A 20497-nucleotide genomic window follows, 5' to 3' on the forward strand; every position below is an offset into this window, starting at 1 on the left:
GCAGCCGGGAGAGGACGCAGCATGACGCGGTTCTGGATCGGCGGCTACGGCTCCGACATGGAGGGCGATGCCGAGGGCATCGGCATCCTCTCGGTCGACGAGGGCCGCGGACCGTCGACGCTGCGCCATCGCGGCACGGCCGCGCCGGTGGCATCCCCCTCGTGGCTGGCGGCGCATCCGACGCTCGACGTCGTCTACGCCGCCCAGGAGGGTGCAGGGGTGGTGCAGGCGTTCGCCCGCGCCGGAGAAGCGGCGCTGCGTCCGCTCGGCGGTCCGCTCCCCGCCGGCGACTCGGTCTGTCATCTCGCCGTCTCGCCCGGCGGACGGATGCTGATCGCCAGCTGCTACGGCGACGGACGGGTCGTCCGCTTCGGCATCGCCGACGACGGCGCGCTCGTGCCGGCCGGCGTCGACAAGGCCGCGGCCCTGCGCGCCGCGCTGTTCGGCGACGGTGGGGCCTCGGGCTTCTTCGACACTCCGGGGGCCGACACGCCAGATGTCGGACCGGATGCCGTGAACCGTCCGACATCTGGAGTGTCGGCCCCCGATGTGCATCGCGCCCGCGACCCGCACCCGCTTCCCGCGGGCGAGGAGCCGCGGGTGTCGCACGCGCACGCGGCGGTGTTCCTGCCCGACGGGCGCATCGCCACCACCGACCTCGGGTTCGATCTGGTGCGCATCTGGCGGGCATCCGGCGCGGGGCTGACGGTCGATCACGAGGTCGTGCTGCCGCGCGGCATCGGGCCGCGCCACATGGTGCTGCACCCCAGCGGGCATCTGCACGTGGTCACCGAGTACTCGTGCGAGGTGTTCACCCTGGCATCCGCCCGCGACGGAGTCTGGGGCCTCGTCTCGGCCACCACCGCGTCGCCGATCGCCCGGATCGGGGTCGACTTCCCCGCCGAGCTCGCGGTCTCCCGCGACGGGGACACCCTCTACACGGCGCTGCGCGGCAGCAACACGCTCGCGGCTCTCCGCGTGCGCGGTGGCGGCGATATTCTCGAACCGTTCGCGCTCGCCGACTCGGGCGTCGACTGGCCCCGCCACCATCTCGTGTACGACGGCACCCTGCTCGTGGCGGGACAGCGGTCGGGCACGGTCAGTGTGGTCGACCTGGACGAGCGCACCGGAGCCCCGCGCGATGTGCGCCACGTCACCGACGCGCCGACGCCGACGGTGATCCTGCCCGCGCGCTGACCCGGCCGGCCGGTGCCGGCGCGCGTCGTCCGCCGCACGGTGCACGCCACTGCCCGTGTCAAGCCCCGTCGACGAGTCGCCGCACTCGGCGAGACTGACGGCATGAGCGACGAATACGACCTCATCGTCCTGGGTGCCGGCCCCGTCGGCGAGAACGTGGCCGATCGAGCGGTGCAGGGCGGGCTCACCGCCGTCATCGTGGAGAGCGAGCTGGTCGGCGGCGAGTGCTCGTACTGGGCGTGCACGCCGTCGAAGGCGCTGCTGCGGCCCATGCAGGCGCTGCGTGCGGCGCAGCGAGTGCGGGGAGTCGACGGCGGCAGCATCGCGACCGCCGAGGTGCTCGCCCGGCGCGACGGCTTCGTATCGCACTGGTCGGACGACGGCCAGGTCACGTGGCTGCAGAGCGCCGGCATCGATCTGGTGCGCGGGCACGGCAGGCTCACCGCCGAGCGCGAGGTCACCGTGACCACAGACGACGGCGAGCGGGTGCTGCGGGCACGGCACGCGGTCGCGGTGGCCACCGGATCGGATGCCACGATCCCCGACATCCCCGGTCTCGCCGAAGCCCACCCGTGGACCAGCCGCGAAGCGACCGGCGCCGAGCACGTGCCCGACTCTCTGGCCGTCATCGGCGGCGGTGTGGTCGGCGTCGAGATGGCGACGGTCTACGCCGGACTCGGCGCGGCGGTCACGCTGATCGCCAGGCGCGGCCTGCTCGAGCGGATGGAGCCGTTCGCCGGTGAGCAGGTCGCCGAGGGGCTGCGGGGGCTGGGCGTCGACGTGCGGCTGAACACGCAGACCACCGCCGTGCGCCGCGAGGGCGACGCGGTGACGCTGACCCTCGATGACGGTCGCGAGATCACGACCGCCGAGGTGCTCGTCGCGACCGGACGAACGCCGCGCAGCGCCGACATCGGCCTCGAGACCGTGGGGCTGCGACCCGGCCGCGCGATCCAGGTCGACGACACGATGCGCGTGCCGGGCAGCGACTGGCTGTACGCCGTCGGCGACGTCAACGGCCGCGCACTGCTGACCCACCAGGGCAAGTACCAGGCGCGCGCTGCCGGCGATGTCATCGCGGCCCGCTCTCGCGGCGAGGTCATCGCCGACGACGCGTGGGGCCGTCACGTCGCGACGGCCGATCACGCCGCGGTGCCGCAGGTCGTGTTCAGCGAACCCGAGGTCGCCTCGGTGGGGATGACCGCGGATGCCGCGCGCGACACGCGACAGCAGATCGCGGTCGTCGACTACGACCTCGGCTCCGTGTCGGGCGCGGCGCTGCACGCCGACGGGTACCAGGGACAGGGGCGAGTGGTGATCGACACCGAGCGCGAGGTCGTCGTCGGGGCCACCTTCGTGGGGGCGGACGTGGCAGAGATGCTGCAGGCCGCGACGATCGCGGTCGTCGGCGAGGTGCCGATCAGCCGGCTCTGGCACGCGGTCCCCGCGTATCCGACCATGAGCGAGATCTGGCTGCGATTCCTCGAGGAGTACGGCAGGCAGTCCGCATGACAGGTCGGTGCGATTCCGCCGCAATGTCGGCGATGTCGCCTACCCTCGAAGGGATGCCAGGAGGTACGTGCATGAGAGCTGTCCCCGCAGGAGCCGCGACGCGATGATCGAGTTCCGGTCTGTCACCAAGAGGTTCCCCGATGGCACCCACGCCGTCGACGATTTCAGCCTGGTCATCCCGTCACGCAAGACGACCGTCTTCGTCGGCTCGTCCGGCTGCGGCAAGACGACGCTGCTGCGCATGATCAACCGCATGGTCGAGCCCACCTCCGGCGAGGTCGAGATCGACGGGAAGAGCGTGCTGGGCGGCGACCCGGTCGCACTGCGACGCAGCATCGGCTACGTCATGCAGAACTCCGGTCTGATGCCGCATTTCACCGTGCTCGACAACGTGGCGACCGTGCTGCGCCTCACCGGCGTCTCGCGTCGCGACGCACAGGTGCGCGCGCGCGAGATGCTCACCACGGTCGGTCTCGACCAGTCGCTCGCCGACCGCTACCCCAGCCAGCTCTCGGGCGGTCAGCAGCAGCGGGTGGGCGTCGCGCGGGGGCTCGCCGCCGACCCGAACATCCTGCTCATGGACGAGCCGTTCGGCGCCGTCGACCCGATCGTGCGCGCCGACCTGCAGCAGGAGCTCATCCGCCTGCAGGACGAGCTCGACAAGACGGTCGTCTTCGTCACGCACGACATCGACGAGGCCTTCCTGCTCGGCGACCAGGTCGTCATCCTCGATCGCGGAGCGCGGATCGTGCAGGTCGGCAGCCCGAGCGAGATCATCGAGAACCCGGCGGATGCCTTCGTCGAGGCGTTCATCGGCGCCGAGCGCGGCCGCCGCGCTCTGACCGTGAAGCAGACGCCGAACGGCGCGGTCGTCGTCGATTCGGAGGGTCGCACGCAGGGCCGCCTGGTGGAGGACACCGCATGAACTGGGTGGTGGACAACCTCGGGCTCATCGTCGAGCTCACGGTCATCCACCTGCGCCAGAGCCTCATCCCGATCGTGCTCGGGCTCGTGCTCTCGCTGCCGCTCGGCTGGGTCGCCTGGCGCTACCGGCTCGTGCGCGGGCCGGTCATCGTGCTCACCGGCCTGCTGTACACCATCCCCTCGCTCGCCCTGCTGATCCTGATGCCCGCGGCGCTCGGGTACTCCGTGATCAGCGAGCAGAACCTCGTCGCCGCGCTGACGATCTACGCGGTCGCCATCCTCGTGCGGGCCGTCGCCGACGGACTCGACTCGGTGGATGCCGACGTGCTGCAGGCGTCGACGGCCATGGGGTACGCCGCGCCGCGCCGGTTCTTCACCATCGAGCTGCCGCTCGCCGGCCCCGTGATCCTCGCCGGGCTGCGGGTGACCGCGGTGTCGACGATCTCGCTCGCCACGGTGGGCATCCTCATCGGCGTGACCAACCTCGGCTACCTGTTCACGAACGGGCAGCAGCGCCGGCTCATCCCTGAGGTGCTCGCCGGCGTCGTGGCGGTGGTGGTCATCGCCCTGCTCGTCGACGCCCTGCTGATCCTCGCGGGGCGGGCGCTGATGCCGTGGACCCGAGCGACAGCCATCGCGACTCGGCGGGCGAAGGCGGCCGACGCATGAACCTCTTCGCCGACGCGCTCGCCTGGCTGTTCTCGCCCGATCGCCTGGTGGGCACCTACGCCCTGCCGACCCTGCTCGCCCAGCACCTGATCTACACGATCGTCTCGGTCGCCGTCGCCGCCGCGATCGCACTGCCCGCGGGGTGGCTGATCGGCCACACCGGTCGCGGGCGCGAGATCGCCGTCGCCATCTCGGGCGCCGCGCGCGCGATCCCGTCGTTCGGGCTGCTCGTGCTGCTGGTGCTCGTGCTCGGCATCCTGCAGACCCCGCTCGCCGCCGTCATCACGTTCGTGCTGCTGGCGATCCCCTCGCTGCTCGCCGGCGCGTACACCGGGCTCGAGGCCATCGACCGCCGGGTCATCGATGCGGCGCGGGCGATGGGCATGACCGAGTGGCAGATCTTCACGAAGGTCGAGCTGCGACTTGGACTGCCGCTGCTCGTCGGCGGGCTCCGGTCGGCCCTGCTGCAGGTGATCGCCACCGTCACGATCGCCGCCTACGTCAACCTCGGCGGACTCGGGTGGCCCATCATTCAGGGCATCCCGCTCAGTCGTTTCGACCAGGTGCTCGGCGGGGCGATCCTCGTCGCGGCCCTGGCTCTCATCGTCGATCTGCTGATGGCGCTCGCGCAGCGAGCCGCCGTCCCTGCGGGGCTGCGCACCCCAGCATCCGCCCGTCCGTCTTCGCCGTCGCGCGCTCGACGCGCGGCATCCGCCCCTGCCTGACCCACACCGAAAGGCCCGCCATGTCCACACACAGCAGAACCCGCACCGCCGTCACCGCCGGCATCGCCATCGTCGCCGCCCTGTCACTGGCCGGCTGCGCCTCGGATTCGAACCCGCTCGACAAGCCCAGCGCCGACAGCGGCGACACGGGCGGCGACACGATCGTCGTCGGCTCGCAGGCGTACTACTCGAACGAGATCATCGCCGAGATCTACGCCCAGGGCCTGGAGAACGCCGGCTTCACCGTCGAGCGCACGTTCAACATCGGCCAGCGCGACGCCTACATGCCCGAGGTCGAGTCCGGCAACATCGACGTCTTCCCGGAGTACACCGGCAACCTGCTCGAGTACCTCGACAAGGAGGCGACGGCCACCAGCCCCGACGACGTGTACGCCGCCCTGAAGGACGCACTTCCCGACGGTCTCACCGCGCTGCAGTACGCCGACGCCAGCGACCAGGACACCTACACGGTGCTGACGTCGTTCGCCGACGAGAACGAGCTCACCTCGATCGCCGATCTGTCGAAGCTCAGCGAGCCCGCCACCATCGGAGCCGCGCCCGAGTTCGAGCAGCGCCCGTACGGCCCCGCGGGCGCGAAGGAGGCGTACGGCATCGACCTGACGTTCTCGGCCACCGGGCAGGGCACCCTCGAGGCGCTGCTGGCCGGCACGGTGCAGGTGGCAGACATCTACTCCGCCGACCCCGCCTTCCAGACCGAGGACATCGTGGCGCTGGAAGACCCCGAGAACATGATCCTGGCCTCGAACGTCGTGCCGCTCGTCTCGAGCGACATCGCCGACCAGGTCAGCGAGGTCATCGACTCCATCAGCGCCGAGCTGAGCGCCGAGGACCTCGTCGCGATGAACGTGCAGAGCACGGTCGACCAGAAGTCGTCGGCCGACATCGCCGAGGCATGGCTGAAGGACAAGGGTCTGATCTGACCCTCGTCACAGCGCCGGCGCGGCCGGGTGGGTTCGCCCACCCGGCCGCGTTCGCGTTGCGGCCGCGTCAGACCCGTTCGTCCTGCCGGGGGATGAATATCTGGTTGAGGATGATGAGGATGGATGCCGTGGCCGGCACCGCGACGAGCGCTCCGAGCAGCCCGAGCAGGGTACCGCCGACCAGCGCGCCGAGCACGACCAGCAGGCCCGGCACCTCGAGGGTGCGGTTCATGACCTTCGGCGTGAGGACGTACGCCTCGATCTGGATGTAGATCAGGTAGACGACGCCGAAGATCAGCGCGTGCAGAGGATCGGCGAGCAGTGCGACGACCGTGCCGATCGCGAGGAAGAGCAGCGGGCCGATCAGCGGGATGAGCGTCACGAGGAATGCGACGACGGCCATGAGCGGCGGGAACGGCAGACCCAGCAGCAGATAGAGCACGAGCGCCACCATCGAGTTCGCGAACGCGAGGACGACCATGCCCTGCACGTATCCGCCGACCGACTCGGTGATCTGGTCGACGATGCCGCGGGCCTGGCGGCGCTTGCGGGCAGGCGCCAGGCGCAGCATCGAGGTGATGATGCCGGGCAGGCCCACCACGAAGTACAGCGTGAGCACGAACACGATGACGAAGGCCGAGACGCCTTCCGCGATCGAGGTGCCGACCTTCAGGGCGCCCCCGCCGAGCGCGGTGAGTGTCTTGCCGTCGGTGAGCAGCTTCTCGCCATCGGCGAGCAGGGAGCCGATCTGATCGCCGAACTGCTTCTCGAGCAGGAGGTACAGGTCGGTGTGCACGAAGTCGTCGATGACCTTGGGCACCGACTTCACGAACGACGCGATCTGCTCGACGACGACGGGCACGATCAGCACGAGTACGAGACCGACGGCCGCGACGAGGGCGACGATGACGATGGCGACGCTGACGCCGCGCGACAGCCCGCGCCGGGTGAGCAGGCGGACGGCGGGGTTCAGGCCCAGCGCGGCGAACAGGGCGATCGCGACGTAGACGAGCACCGTCGACAGGCTGGTGAGCGCGAGCGCGAGCAGGAACGCCGACAGACCGCCGAGCGTGAGGAGGAATCCGAGCCGGAACGGGCGGTCCATGCGCGTCCACATCGAGCGTCGCGGCGTGGGCGCGTCGGCCGGCGAGGGGTGCTCCGCCGCTTCGGCGGCTGAGGCCGCGGCATCCGCCTCGTCGGCTGCGGCGCCGGCTTCATCGGCTGCGGCGTCTGCCTGGATGGCCGCGCCCATCTCGGCGGCCTCCGCAGCATCTGCGGCGCGGCTGGCCCTGGCTGCCGCGCGGGAGTCGCCGCCGCCGGAGGCGGCGGACGACGTGGGGTCTTCGGTGCTCATGGCGATCACTCTATGGCCGGCGCCGACCTGACCCTGCCTTCTCGGCCCGCGCTTGACTATCGTGGGAGGTGCGACGACCCCTTGGAGGATCCCATGTCCGACGAACACGCACACCACGCAGCCGAACCCGCTGAGGGCGAATACACGGATGCCGACCACGGCGACGGCACGACGACCGGCCATCAGGCGGGGCACGCCGGCGAAGCCGAAGGGGAGTACACCGACGGCGTCTACTCCGCCGACGGCCGTGAGCAGCACCTGCCGCGTCACGGCGAGGGCGCGTACACCGACGCCGACCATGCCGCCGGACGCGGTGATCACCCCGACGCCCACGCCGACGAGGAAGAGGGCGAGTACACCGACGGACGCTACCCCGACGACGGCGACGCGGGGCCCGCCGACCGCCGGCACAGCTGACGTCGTGGATGACGCCGACGCGCGCGCCGCAGGCGCTGAACTGCTGCGCCTGCGCGCCAGCATCGACAACATCGACGCCGCACTGATCTTCATGCTCGCCGAGCGCTTTCGCTGCACGCAGCAGGTCGGGCGCCTCAAGGCCGAGCACGACATGCCCGCCTCAGATCCCGGGCGGGAAGAGCAGCAGACCGCGCGCCTGCGCGCGCTCGCCGAGGAGGCCCACCTCGACCCCGAGTTCGCCGAGAAGTGGTTCAACTTCGTCGTCGCCGAGGTCATCCGCCACCACACCGAGGCCGCCGAGGGCCGCTGACCTTCGGCTCGCCCGTCGCAGCGATCCCGCTTCTTGGCGATCGTGCCTTTTCGCGCGCGTGCAATCTATGCCAGAATGTGATCGATATCCGGTTCGAAACATCAGAAACAAGCATTCAGGAGTCGCCATGCACACCACCGCCGGGGCGCACATGCGCGCAGAGCTCACCTCGCAGCCCGAGACCTGGGCGCGCGCAGCCGCCATGCGCGATGAGCAGGCGCTGCTCCCGGCATCCGGCGCCCGCATCGCCGTCGTCGGCTGCGGCACCTCCTGGTTCATGGCGCAGTCGTACGCCGCGCTGCGCGAAAGCGCCGGGCACGGCGAGACCGACGCGTTCACGGCATCCGAGTTCCCCTTCGGCCGCGGCTACGACGCGATCGTCGCCCTCACGCGCTCGGGCACGACCACCGAGGTGCTCGAGCTGACCGAGCGCGTGAAGGGCAAGACGCCCGTCATCGCCGTTGTCGGCGACACGAGCTCGCCGCTGGTCGATATGGCCGACAGTGTGATCGGCCTGCCCTTCGCCGATGAGCAGTCGGTCGTGCAGACCCGCTTCGCGACCACGGCGCTGGCCCTGTTCCGCGCGTCGGTCGGTGAGAGCCTCGACGCCGCGATCTCCGACGCGCAGGCCGTGCTCGACGGCACCGACGACGACGCTCTCGCCGAGGCCGAGCAGTACAGCTTCCTCGGTATGAGCTGGGCGATGGGGCTCGCTCACGAGGCGGCGCTGAAGATGCGCGAGTCCTCGCAGTCGTGGACCGAGTCGTACAGCTCGATGGAGTACCGCCACGGCCCGATCGCCATCGCCGCGCCCGGACGCATCACCTGGCAGCTCGGCTCCGCCCCCGAAGGCCTGCAGGCGCAGGTGGAGGCGACGGGCGCTCGTTTCGTGCAGCACCCGATCGACCCGATGGCCGACCTCGTGCGTCTGCACCGCGTCGCCCTCGACCGCGCGGTCGCGAAGGGGCTCGACCCCGACCAGCCGCGCAACCTCACCCGCTCGGTGGTCCTCGACGGCTGACAGCCCACGACGGACGGATGACGGAGGGCACGCATGTCCGAGCAGAGCGACATCCCCGAGGTGGTCGGCGACGAGTCCGGTGAGCGGCTCGCCGCTGCTGTCTCGATCGGCGCCGGCGCGCCCGTGCTGGCCTTCGACGTGGGCGGTACCGACATCAAGTCGGCGCTGTTCGACGCCGACGGCACGGCTCTCGGGCTGCGGCGCACTCCGACCCCGGTGCGCGGCGAAGACAGCCCCGCCCGGCTGATCGAGCGGCTCGCCGAGCTCGCCGACGAGCTGCGCGCACAGCATCCGGATGTCGTGCCGCAGGCCGTCGGACTCGTCGTGCCCGGCATCGTCGACGCCGAGAGCGGCATCGGGGTGTTCAGCAGCAACCTGGGCTGGCGCGATGCGCCGATGCGCGACCTGATGGCGGCGCGATTCGGGATGCCCGTGGCCTTCGACCACGACGTGCGTACGGCCAGCTGGGCCGAGCACGTGCTCGGCGGCGCCCGCGACTACGCGAACGCGGTCGTGCTGATCATCGGCACCGGCATCGCCGGTGCGCTGCTGGTCGACGGACGTCCGTACACCGCGGGCGGCTACGCCGGCGAGATCGGCCACTCGCCGCTCGGGGAGTGGCCGTGCCCGTGCGGAGCACGCGGATGCCTGGAGGCCATCGCGTCGGCCGGCGCGATCTCGCGCCGCTACACCGAGGCCACCGGCGACCCGGTCGACGGCGCCCGCGAGGTGATCGCCCGTGCTGCGGCGGGTGATGACACCGCCGCGCGCATCTGGAACGAGGCGCTCGACGCGCTCACGATGTCGATCGCCCAGCTCACGGCGGTGATCGCCCCGCAGGCCGTCGTCATCGGCGGGGGCCTGTCGCGTGCCGGGAGTGCGCTGTTCGACGAGCTGCGCACGCGCCTCGCCGACCGGCTCAGCTTCCACCGCATCCCGGCGCTGGTCCCGGCCGAGCTGTCCGGCGATGCCGGCATCCTCGGGTCGGCGCTGCGCGCACGGCAGGCGGTGCAGGCATGATCGTCACCGTCACCCCGAACCCCGCCCTCGACCTCACCTGGCACGTCGCCTCGCTAACGATCGGCGACACGCACCGGGCGGATGCCGGACAGGCGCGCGCCGGGGGTAAGGGACTCAACGTCGCCCGCGTCGCGCACGCGCAGGGGGCGGACTTGCTCGCCGTGACCACCACCGGCGGCGCGACCGGCGAGGAGTTCGCCGCGGAACTCGCCTCGTCGCGGGTTCCGCACGTGCTCGTGCCGGTCGAGGCATCCACCCGGCGCAGCATCGCCCTCGTCGACGAGGCACTCGGCGACACGACCGTGGTCAACGAGCGGGGCGTCGCCCCGTCTGACGCGGAGTGGAAGACCCTGCGGGATGCCGTGGTCCGCGCCCTCGCTGCCGGTGCCCCCGGTGCCCCGGCCCCTGGTGCCCCCGCCGCCGGTGACGAACGGGGGGCCGACACTCCAGATGTCGGACGCATCCCGCGAGAACGTCCGACATCTGGCGTGTCGGCCCCCGGTCCGGACTCGCCCGGCGCACGGGTCCTGGTGATCTCGGGGAGTCTGCCCCCTGGCATCCCGAACGACGCCCTGCCCGACCTGATCCGGCTCGGACGCGACGCCGGCGCGCTCGTGATCGCCGACACGTCCGGTCCGGCGCTGCTGGCCGCGGCGGATGCCGGGGCAGCCGTCCTCAAGCCGAACGAGCACGAGCTGCGCGACGCGACCGGCCTCGACGACCCGGTCGACGGTGCGCGCGAGCTCATCCGACGCGGAGCCCAGTTGGTGCTGCTCTCGCTCGGGGCCGACGGGATGCTGGCGGTCACGCCCACGGCATCCGGGGAGGTCGACGTGCTCCACGCCCGCCTCGGCGAGGTGCTCGCCGGCAATCCCACGGGCGCGGGGGATGCCGCGGTCGCGGCGTGCGCCGTGCTGATGGATGCCGGCATCCACGATCCGGATCCGATCCTGCGTCGCGCGACCGCGTGGTCCGCCGCCGCCGTGCTCATGCCTCTCGCCGGGGAGATCCACCCGTCCTGGCCCGACCTGGAGTCCGCGCTGACCGTCACCGCACGGCCGACCGGACCCACCGCTGATTCCGCACCCCACCCCGAGGAGGCCCGATGACACTCGCATCCGCACGCGATCTGATGCGCGAGGCAGCCGAGGCCGGTACCGGCATCGGGGCGTTCAACGTCATCCACCTCGAGACGGCGGAGGCGCTGGTCCGGGCATCCGAGCGCGCGAACCTGCCGGTCATCCTGCAGATCTCGCAGAACTGCGCCGACTACCACGGCGGCCTCGAGCCGATCGGCTGGGCCACCCTGGCCGTCGCGCGGCGCGCGAGCACGCCGGTCGCCGTGCACCTCGATCACGCCGAGCGGCCCGAGCTCGTCGACGAGGCCATCGAGCTGGGCTTCGGGTCGGTGATGTTCGACGGCGGCAAGCTCGACTACGAGCAGAACGTCGAGATCACGGCCGATGTGGCCGCGCGCGCCCGTGCCCGAGGCGTCTACATCGAAGCGGAGCTCGGTGAGGTCGGCGGCAAGGACGGCGCCCACGCTCCGGGTGTGCGCACCGATCCCGACGAGGCGCGCGCGTTCGTCGAAGCCACCGGGGTCGACTCGCTCGCCGTCGCGGTCGGCTCGTCGCACGCGATGCTCGACCGCTCGGCCTCGCTCGACATCGACCTCATCGGCCGCCTCAAGAGCGCTCTCAGCGGCATCGGCCGCTCGGGAGGCGACATCCCGCTCGTGCTGCACGGCTCGTCGGGCGTCTCAGACGATGTGATCGTACAGGCGGTCCGCGCCGGGATGACGAAGATCAACGTGTCGACCCATCTGAACGGCTTCTTCACGCGCGCGATCCGCGAGACGCTCGCCGCCGACGAGAAGCTCGTCGACTCACGCAAGTACTTCTCTCCCGCCCGTGAGGCGGTCACCGAGGAGGCGGCGCGGATGCTGCGCCTGTTCGCCCTCGAATCCGCCTGACGGCGGCCCGACTGACAGACTGGGCACGACATGAACCGCGCCGCCAGACTCACCGCCATCCTCGACCTGCTCGCAGACCAGGGTGAGGTGAGTGTCGACGACCTCGTCGAGCGCTTCGGCGCGTCCGCCGCCACCACCCGCCGCGACCTCGACAGCCTCGCCGAACGCCGCCTGCTGACCCGCACGCACGGCGGTGCGGTGGCGCAGTCCGTCGCCTACGAGCTGCCGATCCGCTTCCGCAGCCACCACGCCACGGGCGCCAAAGAGCAGATCGCCGCGGTGGCGGCATCCCTCGTCGAGCCCGGACAGGTCGTCGGCCTGTCCGGCGGTACCACCACCAATGCGATCGCGACCGCGCTCGCTGCGCGCGACGATCTCGCCGAGCAGGGCATCACCGTCGTCACCAACGCCGTCAACATCGCCGCCCAGCTGGCCATGCGCCCCGAGTTCAAGGTCGTCGTCACCGGCGGGGTCATCCACCCCCGCAGCTTCGAGCTGGTCGGTCCGTTCGTCGAGCAGCTGCTCGGCGGCATCCGGCTCGACATCGCCTTCATCGGCGTGAATGCTCTCTCGGCCGACGCGGGCGCGAGCACGCACGACGAGGCCGAGGCTGCGGTGAACCGCATGATGGCCCAGCGTGCGGACCGCGCCGTGATGGTCGCCGATTCGTCGAAGATCGGCCGCACCGCGTTCGCCCACGTCGGCGGGCCCGACCTCTTCCCGCTGGTGATCACCGACTCCGCGGCGACCGACGATCAGCGCACGGCGCTGACGGATGCCGGCTTCGAGGTTCGCACTGGGTGAGCTGCGGCGGGCGAGCTGCACCGTGTGAGCTGCAGGCTGGCGTTCGGATCGTCGCCGGAGGGGCGGGGTACCCGGACCGGGCTCGACCACGCGATCACCGGACCTGCGGCTGCCAGCGTGCGTCAGGTCACAGCCCGCGCGGCCCGGCCGCCTGGGCGAAGATCAGGCTGGTGCTGGTCGACGCCACCTCCGGCTTCAGGCTGATGGTGTCGGAGACGAGTTCGCGCAGCGCCCCGGCATCCGGAACCGCGACGTGCACGAGGAAGTCGCGGTCGCCGGCGAGGAAGTACACCCGCTGCGTCGCGGGGAGCTGTTCGAGGTAGGTCTGGAACCGGCGCAGATCCCCGCGGGCGTGGGCGTGCAGGCGGATGGTGATCAGCGCCTCCAGGTGCAGGCCCAGCGCCTCGGGCGAGATCTCGGCGTGGAAGCCGACGATCACGCCGTTCGCCTGCAGGGCGCGGACGCGCTTGAGGCACGTCGACTCGGCGATGCCGGCGATCGCGGCGAGCTCGGTGTTCGAGATGCGGCCGTTGCGGCTCAGCTCCGAAAGGAGGATGCGGTCGACGGCGTCCAGGGGGGTCTGGCCGGATGCCGAAGAATCAGGGGCCATGTGCGCACTTCCTCGTCGTGAGATGAAGAATTTGATCAGGTGAGCGCGATTCTACGCAGAATCTTCGACGCAGCATCCGCAGATCGCCAGAATCCGCATAATCGCAGGTAGGGGTGTCCGCTTTCGCGCCTCTCATCAGCTCTCTCAGGAGGACGCAATGACGCGAACGATCATCATCGGTGCAGGAATGGTCGGTCTCGCCACGGCATGGCATCTGCAGGAGCGCGGGGTCGACGTCACGGTCATCGACCGGGTCGGCGTCGCCGCCGGATCGTCGTGGGGCAACGCCGGGTGGCTCACGCCGGGCAAGACCATCCCGCTCGCCGACACCGGTCTGTGGACCTACGGGCCGAAGGCCCTGCTCGATCCGGATGCCGCGCTGCACGTGCCGTTCCGGGTGGATGCCGGGCTCTGGTCGTTCCTCGCGCAGTTCGCCGCGCACGGCACCAACCGTGCCTGGGATCGGACGATGGCCGACCTCACGCCGATCGACAAGATCGCGCTGGAGTGCTTCGACGAGCTGATCGACGGGGGTGTGCAGTCGTGGACCCGCGAGGGCCCGTTCGTGATCGGCTTCAAGGAGAAGGACCACGCCAAGGGGTTCCTGCACGAGATCGAGGGCGTGATCCGGCACGGGCAGGACGTGCCGTTCGAGCGTCTCGAGAACCCGCGCGAGCTGGCGCCGGTGCTGTCGGATGCTGTGACGCATGCGTACCGGCTCGACGGGCAGCGCTTCTTCGAGCCGGCGCCGTTCGTCGAGGCGCTGGCTGATGCCGTCGTCGAGCGGGGTGCCGAGCTGATCACCGGGTACGAGGTCACCGACGTCTCGTCGACCCGCCGTCCCGTGGTGACCATGTCGAACGGGCAGCGACTCGAGGCCGATTCTGTCGTGATCGCGACCGGCGCCTGGATGCCCGCGCTGGCCCGCAAGCTCGGGGTGCGCACCCGTGTGCAGGCCGGCCGCGGATACTCGTTCACGGTCGCCACGTCGGTGCCGCAGGAGCACCCGGTGTACTTCCCGTTCCAGCGCATCGCGTGCACCCCCTACCAGGGGCGCTTCCGCATCGCCGGCACCATGGAGTTCCGCCGTCCCGACGAGCCCTTCCAGCCGCGGCGCGTGCAGGCGATCATCGCGCAGGCGCGCGAGATGTTCCAGGGTCTCGACCTCGACGACCGTCAGGACGAGTGGGTCGGCTCCCGCCCTGTCACCCCCGACGGTCTGCCGCTGGTCGGCGCGACCCAGGCGCCGAACGTTTACGTCGCCGGTGGTCACGGAATGTGGGGCATCGTGCTCGGCCCCGCGACCGGCAAGCTGCTCGCCGAGCAGATCACCACGGGCCGCATCGCCCCCGAGATCCGCCCTTTCAACCCCCTCCGCTGACCCGAGGCCCCCGCTCCCGGGATCCGGGGTCGGTTTCGGACGCCGACGCGGCCTAAACCGTACGCAATCGACCCCGCACCGGCGGAATCCAGCCCCGCGTGCCTGCATCCGCGGTCGGGGATGTGTTCGTCCGGTCAGGCGGATACCCGAACGGAGAGATGCATCCCTGACAGCCCCGGCTCCGCTTGCTCAGGCCCGCGAGACGGGCTGCTGCAGCTCGGTGACCCAGCGGGATTCGTCTTCGAGGGGCCACGACCGCACATACAGTTCACGGCACGGACCCGAGGGCACGAAACCGCGGGCGAGCATCTCGGTGTGCAGCCCGTGCCAGGTCTTGCGGATGCCCGACATCGCGCCGAGATGGATGCCGCACACCGCGCGCTCCTCCGCGGCGAGCTCGATGATCTCTAGACCTTCGACGGGATCGCCGGCATACGCGTAGCCGATGGTCAGCAGCACCCCGTCATCGGTCGGTCGGTACTGCGCGATCGGCGTCTCGAGCATCCCCTCCGTCTCGGGCAGGCCGTCTTCGACCTCGCCGAACATGGCTCCCACATGCCGGCCGACCTCGTCGGCGGGCACGGTCGCCGTGCGGGCGATGAGGCGGACGGCGGGCAAAGGCTTCTCGATGAACTCGGCGGATGACATGCGATTCTCGCTTTCGATCAGGTGGAGGCGCCGTTCGACGTCGACGAGCCGTTCGGTCGCGATGCGGTGCTCGCGTTCCACCGCATCGCGGTGTCCGCGCAGCATCTGCATGAGTCGATCCCCGTCGATGCCCTCATCGAGCATGACGCCGATCTGCTCGAGACCGAACCCCAGCTGGCGCAGCGCGACGATCCGGTGCAGTCGGTGCAGCTGTGAGGGATCGTACGAGCGGTAGCCGCTGTGCTCGTCCACGTGGGCGGGTACGAGCAGGCCTGCGGTGTCCCAGTGTCGCAGCATGCGGTGGGTCACCTGGCCGATCTGCGCGAACGCTCCGATGGACAACATGGCTCCACTCGACCGCCTCTCACCGTGTCAGGGTCAAGTCTGGCTGATGGATGCGAAGAAGCATCGATCTCGCATCACGGCGAAGTGGTCGCGGTGCTGGTGAGCCCGCAGCGGCTGCGGAGCCGCCGCGCTCAGGAGGCGTGGCAGCAGACGGATGCGCTGCGTGAGCGCTTGGCGCGAGCACGCTCGAGCAGCCTGAGAGAGCGCCGCCCGGCATCCGGGGTCAGTTTCGTACGCTCATGCGGGCGAAACCGTACGCAATCGACCCCTCACCGGCGGAATCCAGCCCGGCAGCGCGGCGTCAGGCCATCGAGAAGTCGTAGCGCTCCGGCACGGGGCGGTCGGGGAAGGCCTCGCGCCAGAGATCCGACATGCTCAGCTCGCCCTCACGGATGTCGGGCACATCGAACTCGTCTTCCAGCATCCGTCGGGCCTCGTCGTGCGCTCCGGATGCCAGCGCCGCGCGCACCGCGAGCACGCGGAACCGCCCCTGCGCTCGGACCGCGGGAGCAAGCGCGGCGAGGAATCCGGATGCCTCCTCCGCCCGCCCTGCGATCAGCAGAGCCTCGCCGAGTTCCAGCGCGAGCGGCGCGAGATCGGGCGCCAGAGACGCGGCGTCGGTGAGAACGTTGATGCCCGCATCCACCTGGCCCTGGGCGATGCGCACCAAACCGAGCCCGCGCAGCGCCCACGCGCTGCGACGCTGCCGCAGCGACGCCTCGTAGTGCGCCGCCGCGCGGTCGACGGCCCCGGCGGCGTGCGCGATCACGCCGCGGTGGTAGTGGGTCAGCCATGTCGCCGGCGCGGCCCCGAGCAGGCGATCCCAATCTTCTCCGGCGACGTACGACACCGGGGCGTCCACGCCGGCATCGGGCGCCGATCCGTCGAGCAGCGCGCGCCAGTACTCGCCCTCGTCGCCCGCATCCCGGTCGAAGCGCACCCCGGGCAGGGCGTCGAAGTCGCGACCCAAGCGCGCGGCGAGCTCGGCCTCGAGGGCTCCCCAGGCGGCGCCGCGGTTCAGCATCCGCTCCGGTGCGGCGTCCGCGACCGCATCCAGACGTGACGAGTCGCAGCCGCCGACAGCGCGATGCACGGCCTCGCCGACGACGGCGACGGCCGCGCCCCACGCGCCGTCGGCACCGTCGACCTGCAGCGGCACGAAGGTCTCGGTCCACTCCCAGGTGGCACCGCCCGGCATCCGCAGGTGCTCGTACTGGGTGGTCGCGAGGCCGCCCTGGATCTCGAAGTACGAGCCGCCGAGCCACTTCTGCCAGTGCCGACCCCCGGCGGTGTCGCCCCAGACGAAGAGCTTGCGTCCCGACAGGCGCGGGGTCGAGAAGTGCCCCAGGCCCGAACCGTCGGGCTCGAGCGCGGCGATCCACGGCTGCGCCGCCCGATCGAGCACGTAGAACCAGTCGGCGGCGGCCGGGGCCTGCGCCGGTCGGCTCACGTCGGGCGCCGCGACGTCCACCCGCGCGAGAGTCCCGTCGTACTGCGTCTGATACGCGTGCGTCGCCGGGGCGAACACCCGCGAGCCCTCGGTCTGGGCGACCGCGATGTTCGTCCACCAGTACATGCCGGTCTCCTCGGCATGCGGATTGCGCACGCGCACCCGCACGTGCAGGGCCGCCACCTGCGAGTCGAGCGTGGCGTCGATCTGCACGATCAGCCCTCGGATGCGCTCGTACTCCCACATGCGCAGCACCGGTTCACCATCGGGCGCGGTCAGCGCGGCGGCATACAGCGGTGCGCAGGTGAGCGGCCAGTGGCCGCGCATGCCGATGTTCCACTCCACCCCGCCCGAGAACCAGGCGTCTCGCAGCCCGAGGTTCGCGGGCTGGAACACCGTGTTGCGGTAGACCAGATCGCGCCCGGTCGTCTTGTCGAGCAGGCGCACCAGGCGCCCGCCGAGGTCGACGGCGAACTCGGCCCGCATGAGATCGTTCTCGAGCACGGCGACGCGCATCGGCGAGTCGGTGCGCTCGCGGGTGTACTGATCCTGCAGCAGATACGGGTGGATGCTGCTGACCTGGCCGTACCGGATGTTCTCGGCCAGGTCGTCCGGCAGCCCGTCCGTCGCCGCCTCATACGGCGCCTGCGGCATCGCCGCGACCGCGGGCAGCGGATTCGGCGCGCCGACCGGCGCCGACGGGAGGGTGACGGAGTCGAGCGTGAGGGTGGCAGTCATGATGACGCTCACGCTAGCGCTCGCCGCGTCATACCCGCAGGTCTCGGCGCGAAAGGGCGAAGGCGGATGCCGCGGCCAGTGCCACCGCGACACCCCAGACGAGCAACAGGCCACCGGCGTCGACGCCGTCCCTCAGCGGTGGTTGGTGGTACACCCACGCGTACGGCGAGAGGGCGTTCAGCCACTCGAGGTCGTTCGACTGCCTCGCGACGGCCTGGAACACGTAGCCGAGCACGGCGACGGCTGCGGCGGCGCCGGTGGCCCACGCCTTGCGGCCGGTGAGAGCTCCGGCGAGCAGGCCCACGGTTGCGCTGAGGAAGGCGAGCCCGGTGAGGGCGAGCGCAGCGCCGGCGATGTGCGGCGGATGGATGCCCAGCTCCGCCGGCTCATTCAGCGCGTACACGATCGCCCCCGACAGGGCACCCAGCCAGAGCAGCCGCACGAGCACCGCCAGCGCCGCCTCGACCGCGTACTGCGCCCGCCCGATGCCGTGCGCGAGGTCGAGTTCGAGTCGGCCGGATTCTTCGGCGCCCGCGATAGCTGTCGAGCCCCACAGCACGGCGGCGATCGTCAGCAGCAGGAAGCCCATCAGTCCGTAGAAGGTGCTCTGCGCGTAGCCGGCGCCGGTGGCGATCTGGTCGTAGCCCAGCGTCTCGATCAGCTGCGTCGGCAGGGCCTTGATGATGTCTTCGAGCTGTCCGCTCGCGCCGAAGCTGGGGTACAGCGGCAGGTACAGCAGCAGCACCGCCGCAATGCCGAGGCTCCATCCGATCACGCTGCGCCACGACTCCCGGATGCTGCGCCGGAACACCGGCAGTACGCCCTTCATCGCGCGCCTCCCTCGTGACCCGCGGTGCCGACCGATGAGGCAGAGCCGGCGGAGTACAGGCGCAGCACGCTCTCCTCCAGATCGGGCTCCTCGACGGTCAGGTCGTGCACGGTCATCTGCGTGAGCGCCTTCACGAACGGGTCGATCGGGCCGTCTACGGTCGCGGTGAGGTGCAGCACGCCGCCGCGCGGAAGGAGGTCGATCTCGCGCACGCCCGGGATGCCCATGAAGCGGCGGCGCACGGCATCCGGATCCGATCCTTCGAGCGAGGCCCGCACTCGCCGCACCGAGCCGAGGCGCAGCGAGGCGACGTCGCCGCTCGCGACCACGCGGCCCGCCGCGAGCACCGCGACCTCGTCGGCGACCTGCTGGATCTCGCTGAGCACGTGCGAGCTGAGCAGCACGGTCTGCCCGGCATCGCGCGCTTCGCGCACCATCGAGAGGAACTCGCGCTGCATCAGCGGGTCGAGCCCGCTGGTCGGCTCATCGAGGATGAGCAGCTCGGGGCGGTGCATGAACGCCTGGATCAGGCCGACCTTCTGCTTGTTGCCCTTCGACAGGCTGCGCACCGGGCGCGACAGGTCGACGCCGAGGCGCTCCGCGAGCTCCGCGGTGTATCCGCGATCGACCGGGCCCGACACCTCGGCGTAGAACGACAGCATCCGGTGCCCGGTGACGCGCCCCTCGAGATGCAGCTCGCCGGGCACGAAGCCGATCCGGCGTCTCAGTCGGGCGCCGCCGTGCCGCGGCTCCTCGCCGAGCACGCGCACCTCGCCGGAGGTGGGACGGATGATGTCGACCAGGGTGCGCAGGGTCGTCGTCTTACCCGCGCCGTTCGGCCCGATCAGGCCGTAGATCGTGCCGCGCTGCACATGCATGTCGAGGCCATGCAGGGCAGTGCGCCACCCGAAGCGCTTGTGCAGCGCGGTGATGTCGATGACGGAACTCATGATGCGCCTCCTTCGGAGGGCTTATCGGATGCCAGGGCTTGGCGTGCCCCGTCGAGGAATGCGGTGCTCGAGTAGATGCCGTGCGTGAGCAGCTCGAGCGTGGGAAGCGTGGTGCGCACCATGCCGGCCGGACTCAGCTGGTCCTGACCGAGCATCCGGCCGACCTGCGCTCGCATCATCACGGGCGCGAGGCCCATCATCACCACGAGCAGCGTGGTCATCTCGGGGTCGCTCATCTCGACGAGGAGTCCCGCTTCGCGCTGCTCGTCGAGCATGTCGCGGGTGACGCGGACGATCTCGTCGAACAGGCGGTCGGCGGCCGGCGACCGGTCGCCGAGCATGCGCCCGAGGTAGTCGATGTACGGTCCGTAGCGCTCGACATCGTGCAGCGCGGCGCGGACGCGATCGGCCGTCGGCGTCTCGATCAGCTCGTGCTTGTCGTCGATGAACGCGGCGACGACGTAGTCGTCGCAAGCGGTGCGCAGCGCGTTCTTGTTGCCGAAGTGGTGCACGATCAGGGCGGCGCTCACGCCCGCTTCCTTCGCGATCGCGCGCAAGCTCGCCGCGTCGAACCCGTCGCGCGCGAAAGCGCGGATCGCGGCCTCGCGGATGCGGGCTCGCGCGGTGAGGTCGTCAGGTGCTGAACGCATGTACAGCAGACTAAACGCGCGTTCAGTGCG

Annotated in this window: 21 protein-coding genes; 14 read left to right on the top strand and 7 right to left on the bottom strand. The window is 71.0% G+C overall.

The window, feature by feature from the left end; translation table 11 throughout:
- Window positions 1-21 precede the first annotated feature (21 nt).
- The 6 genes from AB0O65_RS00185 to AB0O65_RS00210 all read left to right on the top strand — a co-directional run bounded on the left by AB0O65_RS00185 (window position 22) and on the right by AB0O65_RS00210 (window position 5968).
- Window positions 22-1197, top strand: coding sequence for a beta-propeller fold lactonase family protein (locus AB0O65_RS00185; protein WP_363381988.1), 1176 nt, complete (start codon window positions 22-24; stop codon window positions 1195-1197).
- Between the two features lie 102 nt (window positions 1198-1299).
- Window positions 1300-2709, top strand: coding sequence for an NAD(P)/FAD-dependent oxidoreductase (locus AB0O65_RS00190; RefSeq protein ID WP_363381991.1), 1410 nt, complete (start codon window positions 1300-1302; stop codon window positions 2707-2709).
- A gap of 103 nt (window positions 2710-2812) precedes the next feature.
- Complete coding sequence (locus AB0O65_RS00195) at window positions 2813-3634, top strand: ATP-binding cassette domain-containing protein (protein WP_191712370.1); 822 nt, start codon at window positions 2813-2815, stop codon at window positions 3632-3634.
- Window positions 3631-4302, top strand: coding sequence for an ABC transporter permease subunit (locus tag AB0O65_RS00200; protein WP_071643895.1), 672 nt, complete (start codon window positions 3631-3633; stop codon window positions 4300-4302). Before AB0O65_RS00195 ends, AB0O65_RS00200 begins: the two co-directional genes overlap by 4 nt.
- Complete coding sequence (locus tag AB0O65_RS00205) at window positions 4299-5027, top strand: ABC transporter permease subunit (protein ID WP_363381994.1); 729 nt, start codon at window positions 4299-4301, stop codon at window positions 5025-5027. The genes AB0O65_RS00200 and AB0O65_RS00205 overlap by 4 nt, the downstream gene beginning before the upstream one ends.
- A 20-nt stretch (window positions 5028-5047) precedes the next feature.
- On the top strand, window positions 5048-5968 hold the full coding sequence (locus AB0O65_RS00210; RefSeq protein ID WP_363381996.1) for an ABC transporter substrate-binding protein: 921 nt from the start codon (window positions 5048-5050) through the stop codon (window positions 5966-5968).
- Between the two features lie 67 nt (window positions 5969-6035).
- Here the strand turns inward: AB0O65_RS00210 and AB0O65_RS00215 are convergent, their stop codons facing one another.
- On the bottom strand, window positions 6036-7322 hold the full coding sequence (locus tag AB0O65_RS00215) for an AI-2E family transporter (protein WP_313480223.1): 1287 nt from the start codon (window positions 7320-7322) through the stop codon (window positions 6036-6038).
- A 93-nt stretch (window positions 7323-7415) separates the two neighbouring features.
- Between AB0O65_RS00215 and AB0O65_RS00220 the strand changes: the two genes are divergently transcribed.
- From AB0O65_RS00220 to AB0O65_RS00250, 7 genes are all read left to right on the top strand, one after another.
- Window positions 7416-7739 carry a hypothetical protein gene (locus AB0O65_RS00220; protein ID WP_071643901.1) on the top strand — a complete coding sequence of 108 codons (324 nt, stop codon included), beginning with the start codon at window positions 7416-7418 and terminating at the stop codon, window positions 7737-7739.
- Window positions 7740-7743: 4 nt separating this feature from the next.
- Window positions 7744-8049 (top strand): chorismate mutase, encoded by a 306-nt coding sequence (locus tag AB0O65_RS00225; protein WP_071643903.1) that lies wholly within the window; start codon window positions 7744-7746, stop codon window positions 8047-8049.
- 127 nt (window positions 8050-8176) lie between these two features.
- Complete coding sequence (locus tag AB0O65_RS00230; RefSeq protein WP_363382001.1) at window positions 8177-9070, top strand: SIS domain-containing protein; 894 nt, start codon at window positions 8177-8179, stop codon at window positions 9068-9070.
- Between the two features lie 33 nt (window positions 9071-9103).
- Window positions 9104-10090, top strand: a complete 987-nt coding sequence (locus tag AB0O65_RS00235; protein ID WP_363382003.1) for an ROK family protein — start codon at window positions 9104-9106, stop codon at window positions 10088-10090.
- A complete protein-coding gene (locus tag AB0O65_RS00240; RefSeq protein ID WP_363382006.1) occupies window positions 10087-11199 on the top strand; it encodes a PfkB family carbohydrate kinase in 1113 nt (370 codons plus the stop codon). The genes AB0O65_RS00235 and AB0O65_RS00240 overlap by 4 nt, the downstream gene beginning before the upstream one ends.
- Complete coding sequence (locus tag AB0O65_RS00245) at window positions 11196-12062, top strand: class II fructose-bisphosphate aldolase (protein WP_363382009.1); 867 nt, start codon at window positions 11196-11198, stop codon at window positions 12060-12062. Before AB0O65_RS00240 ends, AB0O65_RS00245 begins: the two co-directional genes overlap by 4 nt.
- Before the next feature lie 30 nt (window positions 12063-12092).
- The gene (locus AB0O65_RS00250) at window positions 12093-12866 is read left to right on the top strand and encodes a DeoR/GlpR family DNA-binding transcription regulator (RefSeq protein WP_363382012.1); all 774 of its coding nucleotides are present in this window, start codon (window positions 12093-12095) and stop codon (window positions 12864-12866) included.
- Window positions 12867-12993: 127 nt separating this feature from the next.
- Here AB0O65_RS00250 and AB0O65_RS00255 read toward each other — a convergent pair whose 3' ends face one another.
- The gene (locus AB0O65_RS00255) at window positions 12994-13476 is read right to left on the bottom strand and encodes an Lrp/AsnC family transcriptional regulator (RefSeq protein ID WP_071643646.1); all 483 of its coding nucleotides are present in this window, start codon (window positions 13474-13476) and stop codon (window positions 12994-12996) included.
- Window positions 13477-13633: 157 nt separating this feature from the next.
- On the opposite strand from AB0O65_RS00255, the gene AB0O65_RS00260 reads away from it, so the two are divergent.
- Window positions 13634-14857: an FAD-binding oxidoreductase gene (locus AB0O65_RS00260; RefSeq protein ID WP_363382015.1), complete on the top strand. Its 1224-nt coding sequence runs from the start codon at window positions 13634-13636 to the stop codon at window positions 14855-14857.
- Between the two features lie 189 nt (window positions 14858-15046).
- Here the strand turns inward: AB0O65_RS00260 and AB0O65_RS00265 are convergent, their stop codons facing one another.
- From AB0O65_RS00265 to AB0O65_RS00285, 5 genes are all read right to left on the bottom strand, one after another.
- Complete coding sequence (locus tag AB0O65_RS00265; protein WP_071643648.1) at window positions 15047-15850, bottom strand: MerR family transcriptional regulator; 804 nt, start codon at window positions 15848-15850, stop codon at window positions 15047-15049.
- 301 nt (window positions 15851-16151) lie between these two features.
- A complete protein-coding gene (locus AB0O65_RS00270; protein ID WP_363382018.1) occupies window positions 16152-18038 on the bottom strand; it encodes a DUF5107 domain-containing protein in 1887 nt (628 codons plus the stop codon).
- 28 nt (window positions 18039-18066) lie between these two features.
- Window positions 18067-18867 (bottom strand): ABC transporter permease subunit, encoded by an 801-nt coding sequence (locus tag AB0O65_RS00275; RefSeq protein WP_363382021.1) that lies wholly within the window; start codon window positions 18865-18867, stop codon window positions 18067-18069.
- Window positions 18864-19817, bottom strand: a complete 954-nt coding sequence (locus AB0O65_RS00280; RefSeq protein ID WP_363382023.1) for an ABC transporter ATP-binding protein — start codon at window positions 19815-19817, stop codon at window positions 18864-18866. The genes AB0O65_RS00275 and AB0O65_RS00280 overlap by 4 nt, the downstream gene beginning before the upstream one ends.
- Window positions 19814-20467 carry a TetR family transcriptional regulator gene (locus tag AB0O65_RS00285; protein WP_363382026.1) on the bottom strand — a complete coding sequence of 218 codons (654 nt, stop codon included), beginning with the start codon at window positions 20465-20467 and terminating at the stop codon, window positions 19814-19816. Before AB0O65_RS00285 ends, AB0O65_RS00280 begins: the two co-directional genes overlap by 4 nt.
- Window positions 20468-20497 lie beyond the last annotated feature (30 nt).

It is taken from the genome of Microbacterium sp. NPDC077391 (assembly GCF_040686955.1).
Taxonomy (GTDB): Bacteria; Actinomycetota; Actinomycetes; order Actinomycetales; family Microbacteriaceae; genus Microbacterium; species Microbacterium commune.

Bases quoted from the DNA above. Each gene is read 5' to 3' on its own strand.
- AB0O65_RS00185 (WP_363381988.1), top strand. From the start codon at position 22: ATGACGCGGTTCTGGATCGGCGGCTACGGCTCCGACATGGAGGGCGAT.
- AB0O65_RS00190 (WP_363381991.1), top strand. From the start codon at position 1,300: ATGAGCGACGAATACGACCTCATCGTCCTGGGTGCCGGCCCCGTCGGC.
- AB0O65_RS00195 (WP_191712370.1), top strand. From the start codon at position 2,813: ATGATCGAGTTCCGGTCTGTCACCAAGAGGTTCCCCGATGGCACCCAC.
- AB0O65_RS00200 (WP_071643895.1), top strand. From the start codon at position 3,631: ATGAACTGGGTGGTGGACAACCTCGGGCTCATCGTCGAGCTCACGGTC.
- AB0O65_RS00205 (WP_363381994.1), top strand. From the start codon at position 4,299: ATGAACCTCTTCGCCGACGCGCTCGCCTGGCTGTTCTCGCCCGATCGC.
- AB0O65_RS00210 (WP_363381996.1), top strand. From the start codon at position 5,048: ATGTCCACACACAGCAGAACCCGCACCGCCGTCACCGCCGGCATCGCC.
- AB0O65_RS00215 (WP_313480223.1), bottom strand. From the start codon at position 7,322: ATGAGCACCGAAGACCCCACGTCGTCCGCCGCCTCCGGCGGCGGCGAC.
- AB0O65_RS00220 (WP_071643901.1), top strand. From the start codon at position 7,416: ATGTCCGACGAACACGCACACCACGCAGCCGAACCCGCTGAGGGCGAA.
- AB0O65_RS00230 (WP_363382001.1), top strand. From the start codon at position 8,177: ATGCACACCACCGCCGGGGCGCACATGCGCGCAGAGCTCACCTCGCAG.
- AB0O65_RS00235 (WP_363382003.1), top strand. From the start codon at position 9,104: ATGTCCGAGCAGAGCGACATCCCCGAGGTGGTCGGCGACGAGTCCGGT.
- AB0O65_RS00240 (WP_363382006.1), top strand. From the start codon at position 10,087: ATGATCGTCACCGTCACCCCGAACCCCGCCCTCGACCTCACCTGGCAC.
- AB0O65_RS00245 (WP_363382009.1), top strand. From the start codon at position 11,196: ATGACACTCGCATCCGCACGCGATCTGATGCGCGAGGCAGCCGAGGCC.
- AB0O65_RS00250 (WP_363382012.1), top strand. From the start codon at position 12,093: ATGAACCGCGCCGCCAGACTCACCGCCATCCTCGACCTGCTCGCAGAC.
- AB0O65_RS00255 (WP_071643646.1), bottom strand. From the start codon at position 13,476: ATGGCCCCTGATTCTTCGGCATCCGGCCAGACCCCCCTGGACGCCGTC.
- AB0O65_RS00260 (WP_363382015.1), top strand. From the start codon at position 13,634: ATGACGCGAACGATCATCATCGGTGCAGGAATGGTCGGTCTCGCCACG.
- AB0O65_RS00265 (WP_071643648.1), bottom strand. From the start codon at position 15,850: ATGTTGTCCATCGGAGCGTTCGCGCAGATCGGCCAGGTGACCCACCGC.
- AB0O65_RS00270 (WP_363382018.1), bottom strand. From the start codon at position 18,038: ATGACTGCCACCCTCACGCTCGACTCCGTCACCCTCCCGTCGGCGCCG.
- AB0O65_RS00275 (WP_363382021.1), bottom strand. From the start codon at position 18,867: ATGAAGGGCGTACTGCCGGTGTTCCGGCGCAGCATCCGGGAGTCGTGG.
- AB0O65_RS00280 (WP_363382023.1), bottom strand. From the start codon at position 19,817: ATGAGTTCCGTCATCGACATCACCGCGCTGCACAAGCGCTTCGGGTGG.
- AB0O65_RS00285 (WP_363382026.1), bottom strand. From the start codon at position 20,467: ATGCGTTCAGCACCTGACGACCTCACCGCGCGAGCCCGCATCCGCGAG.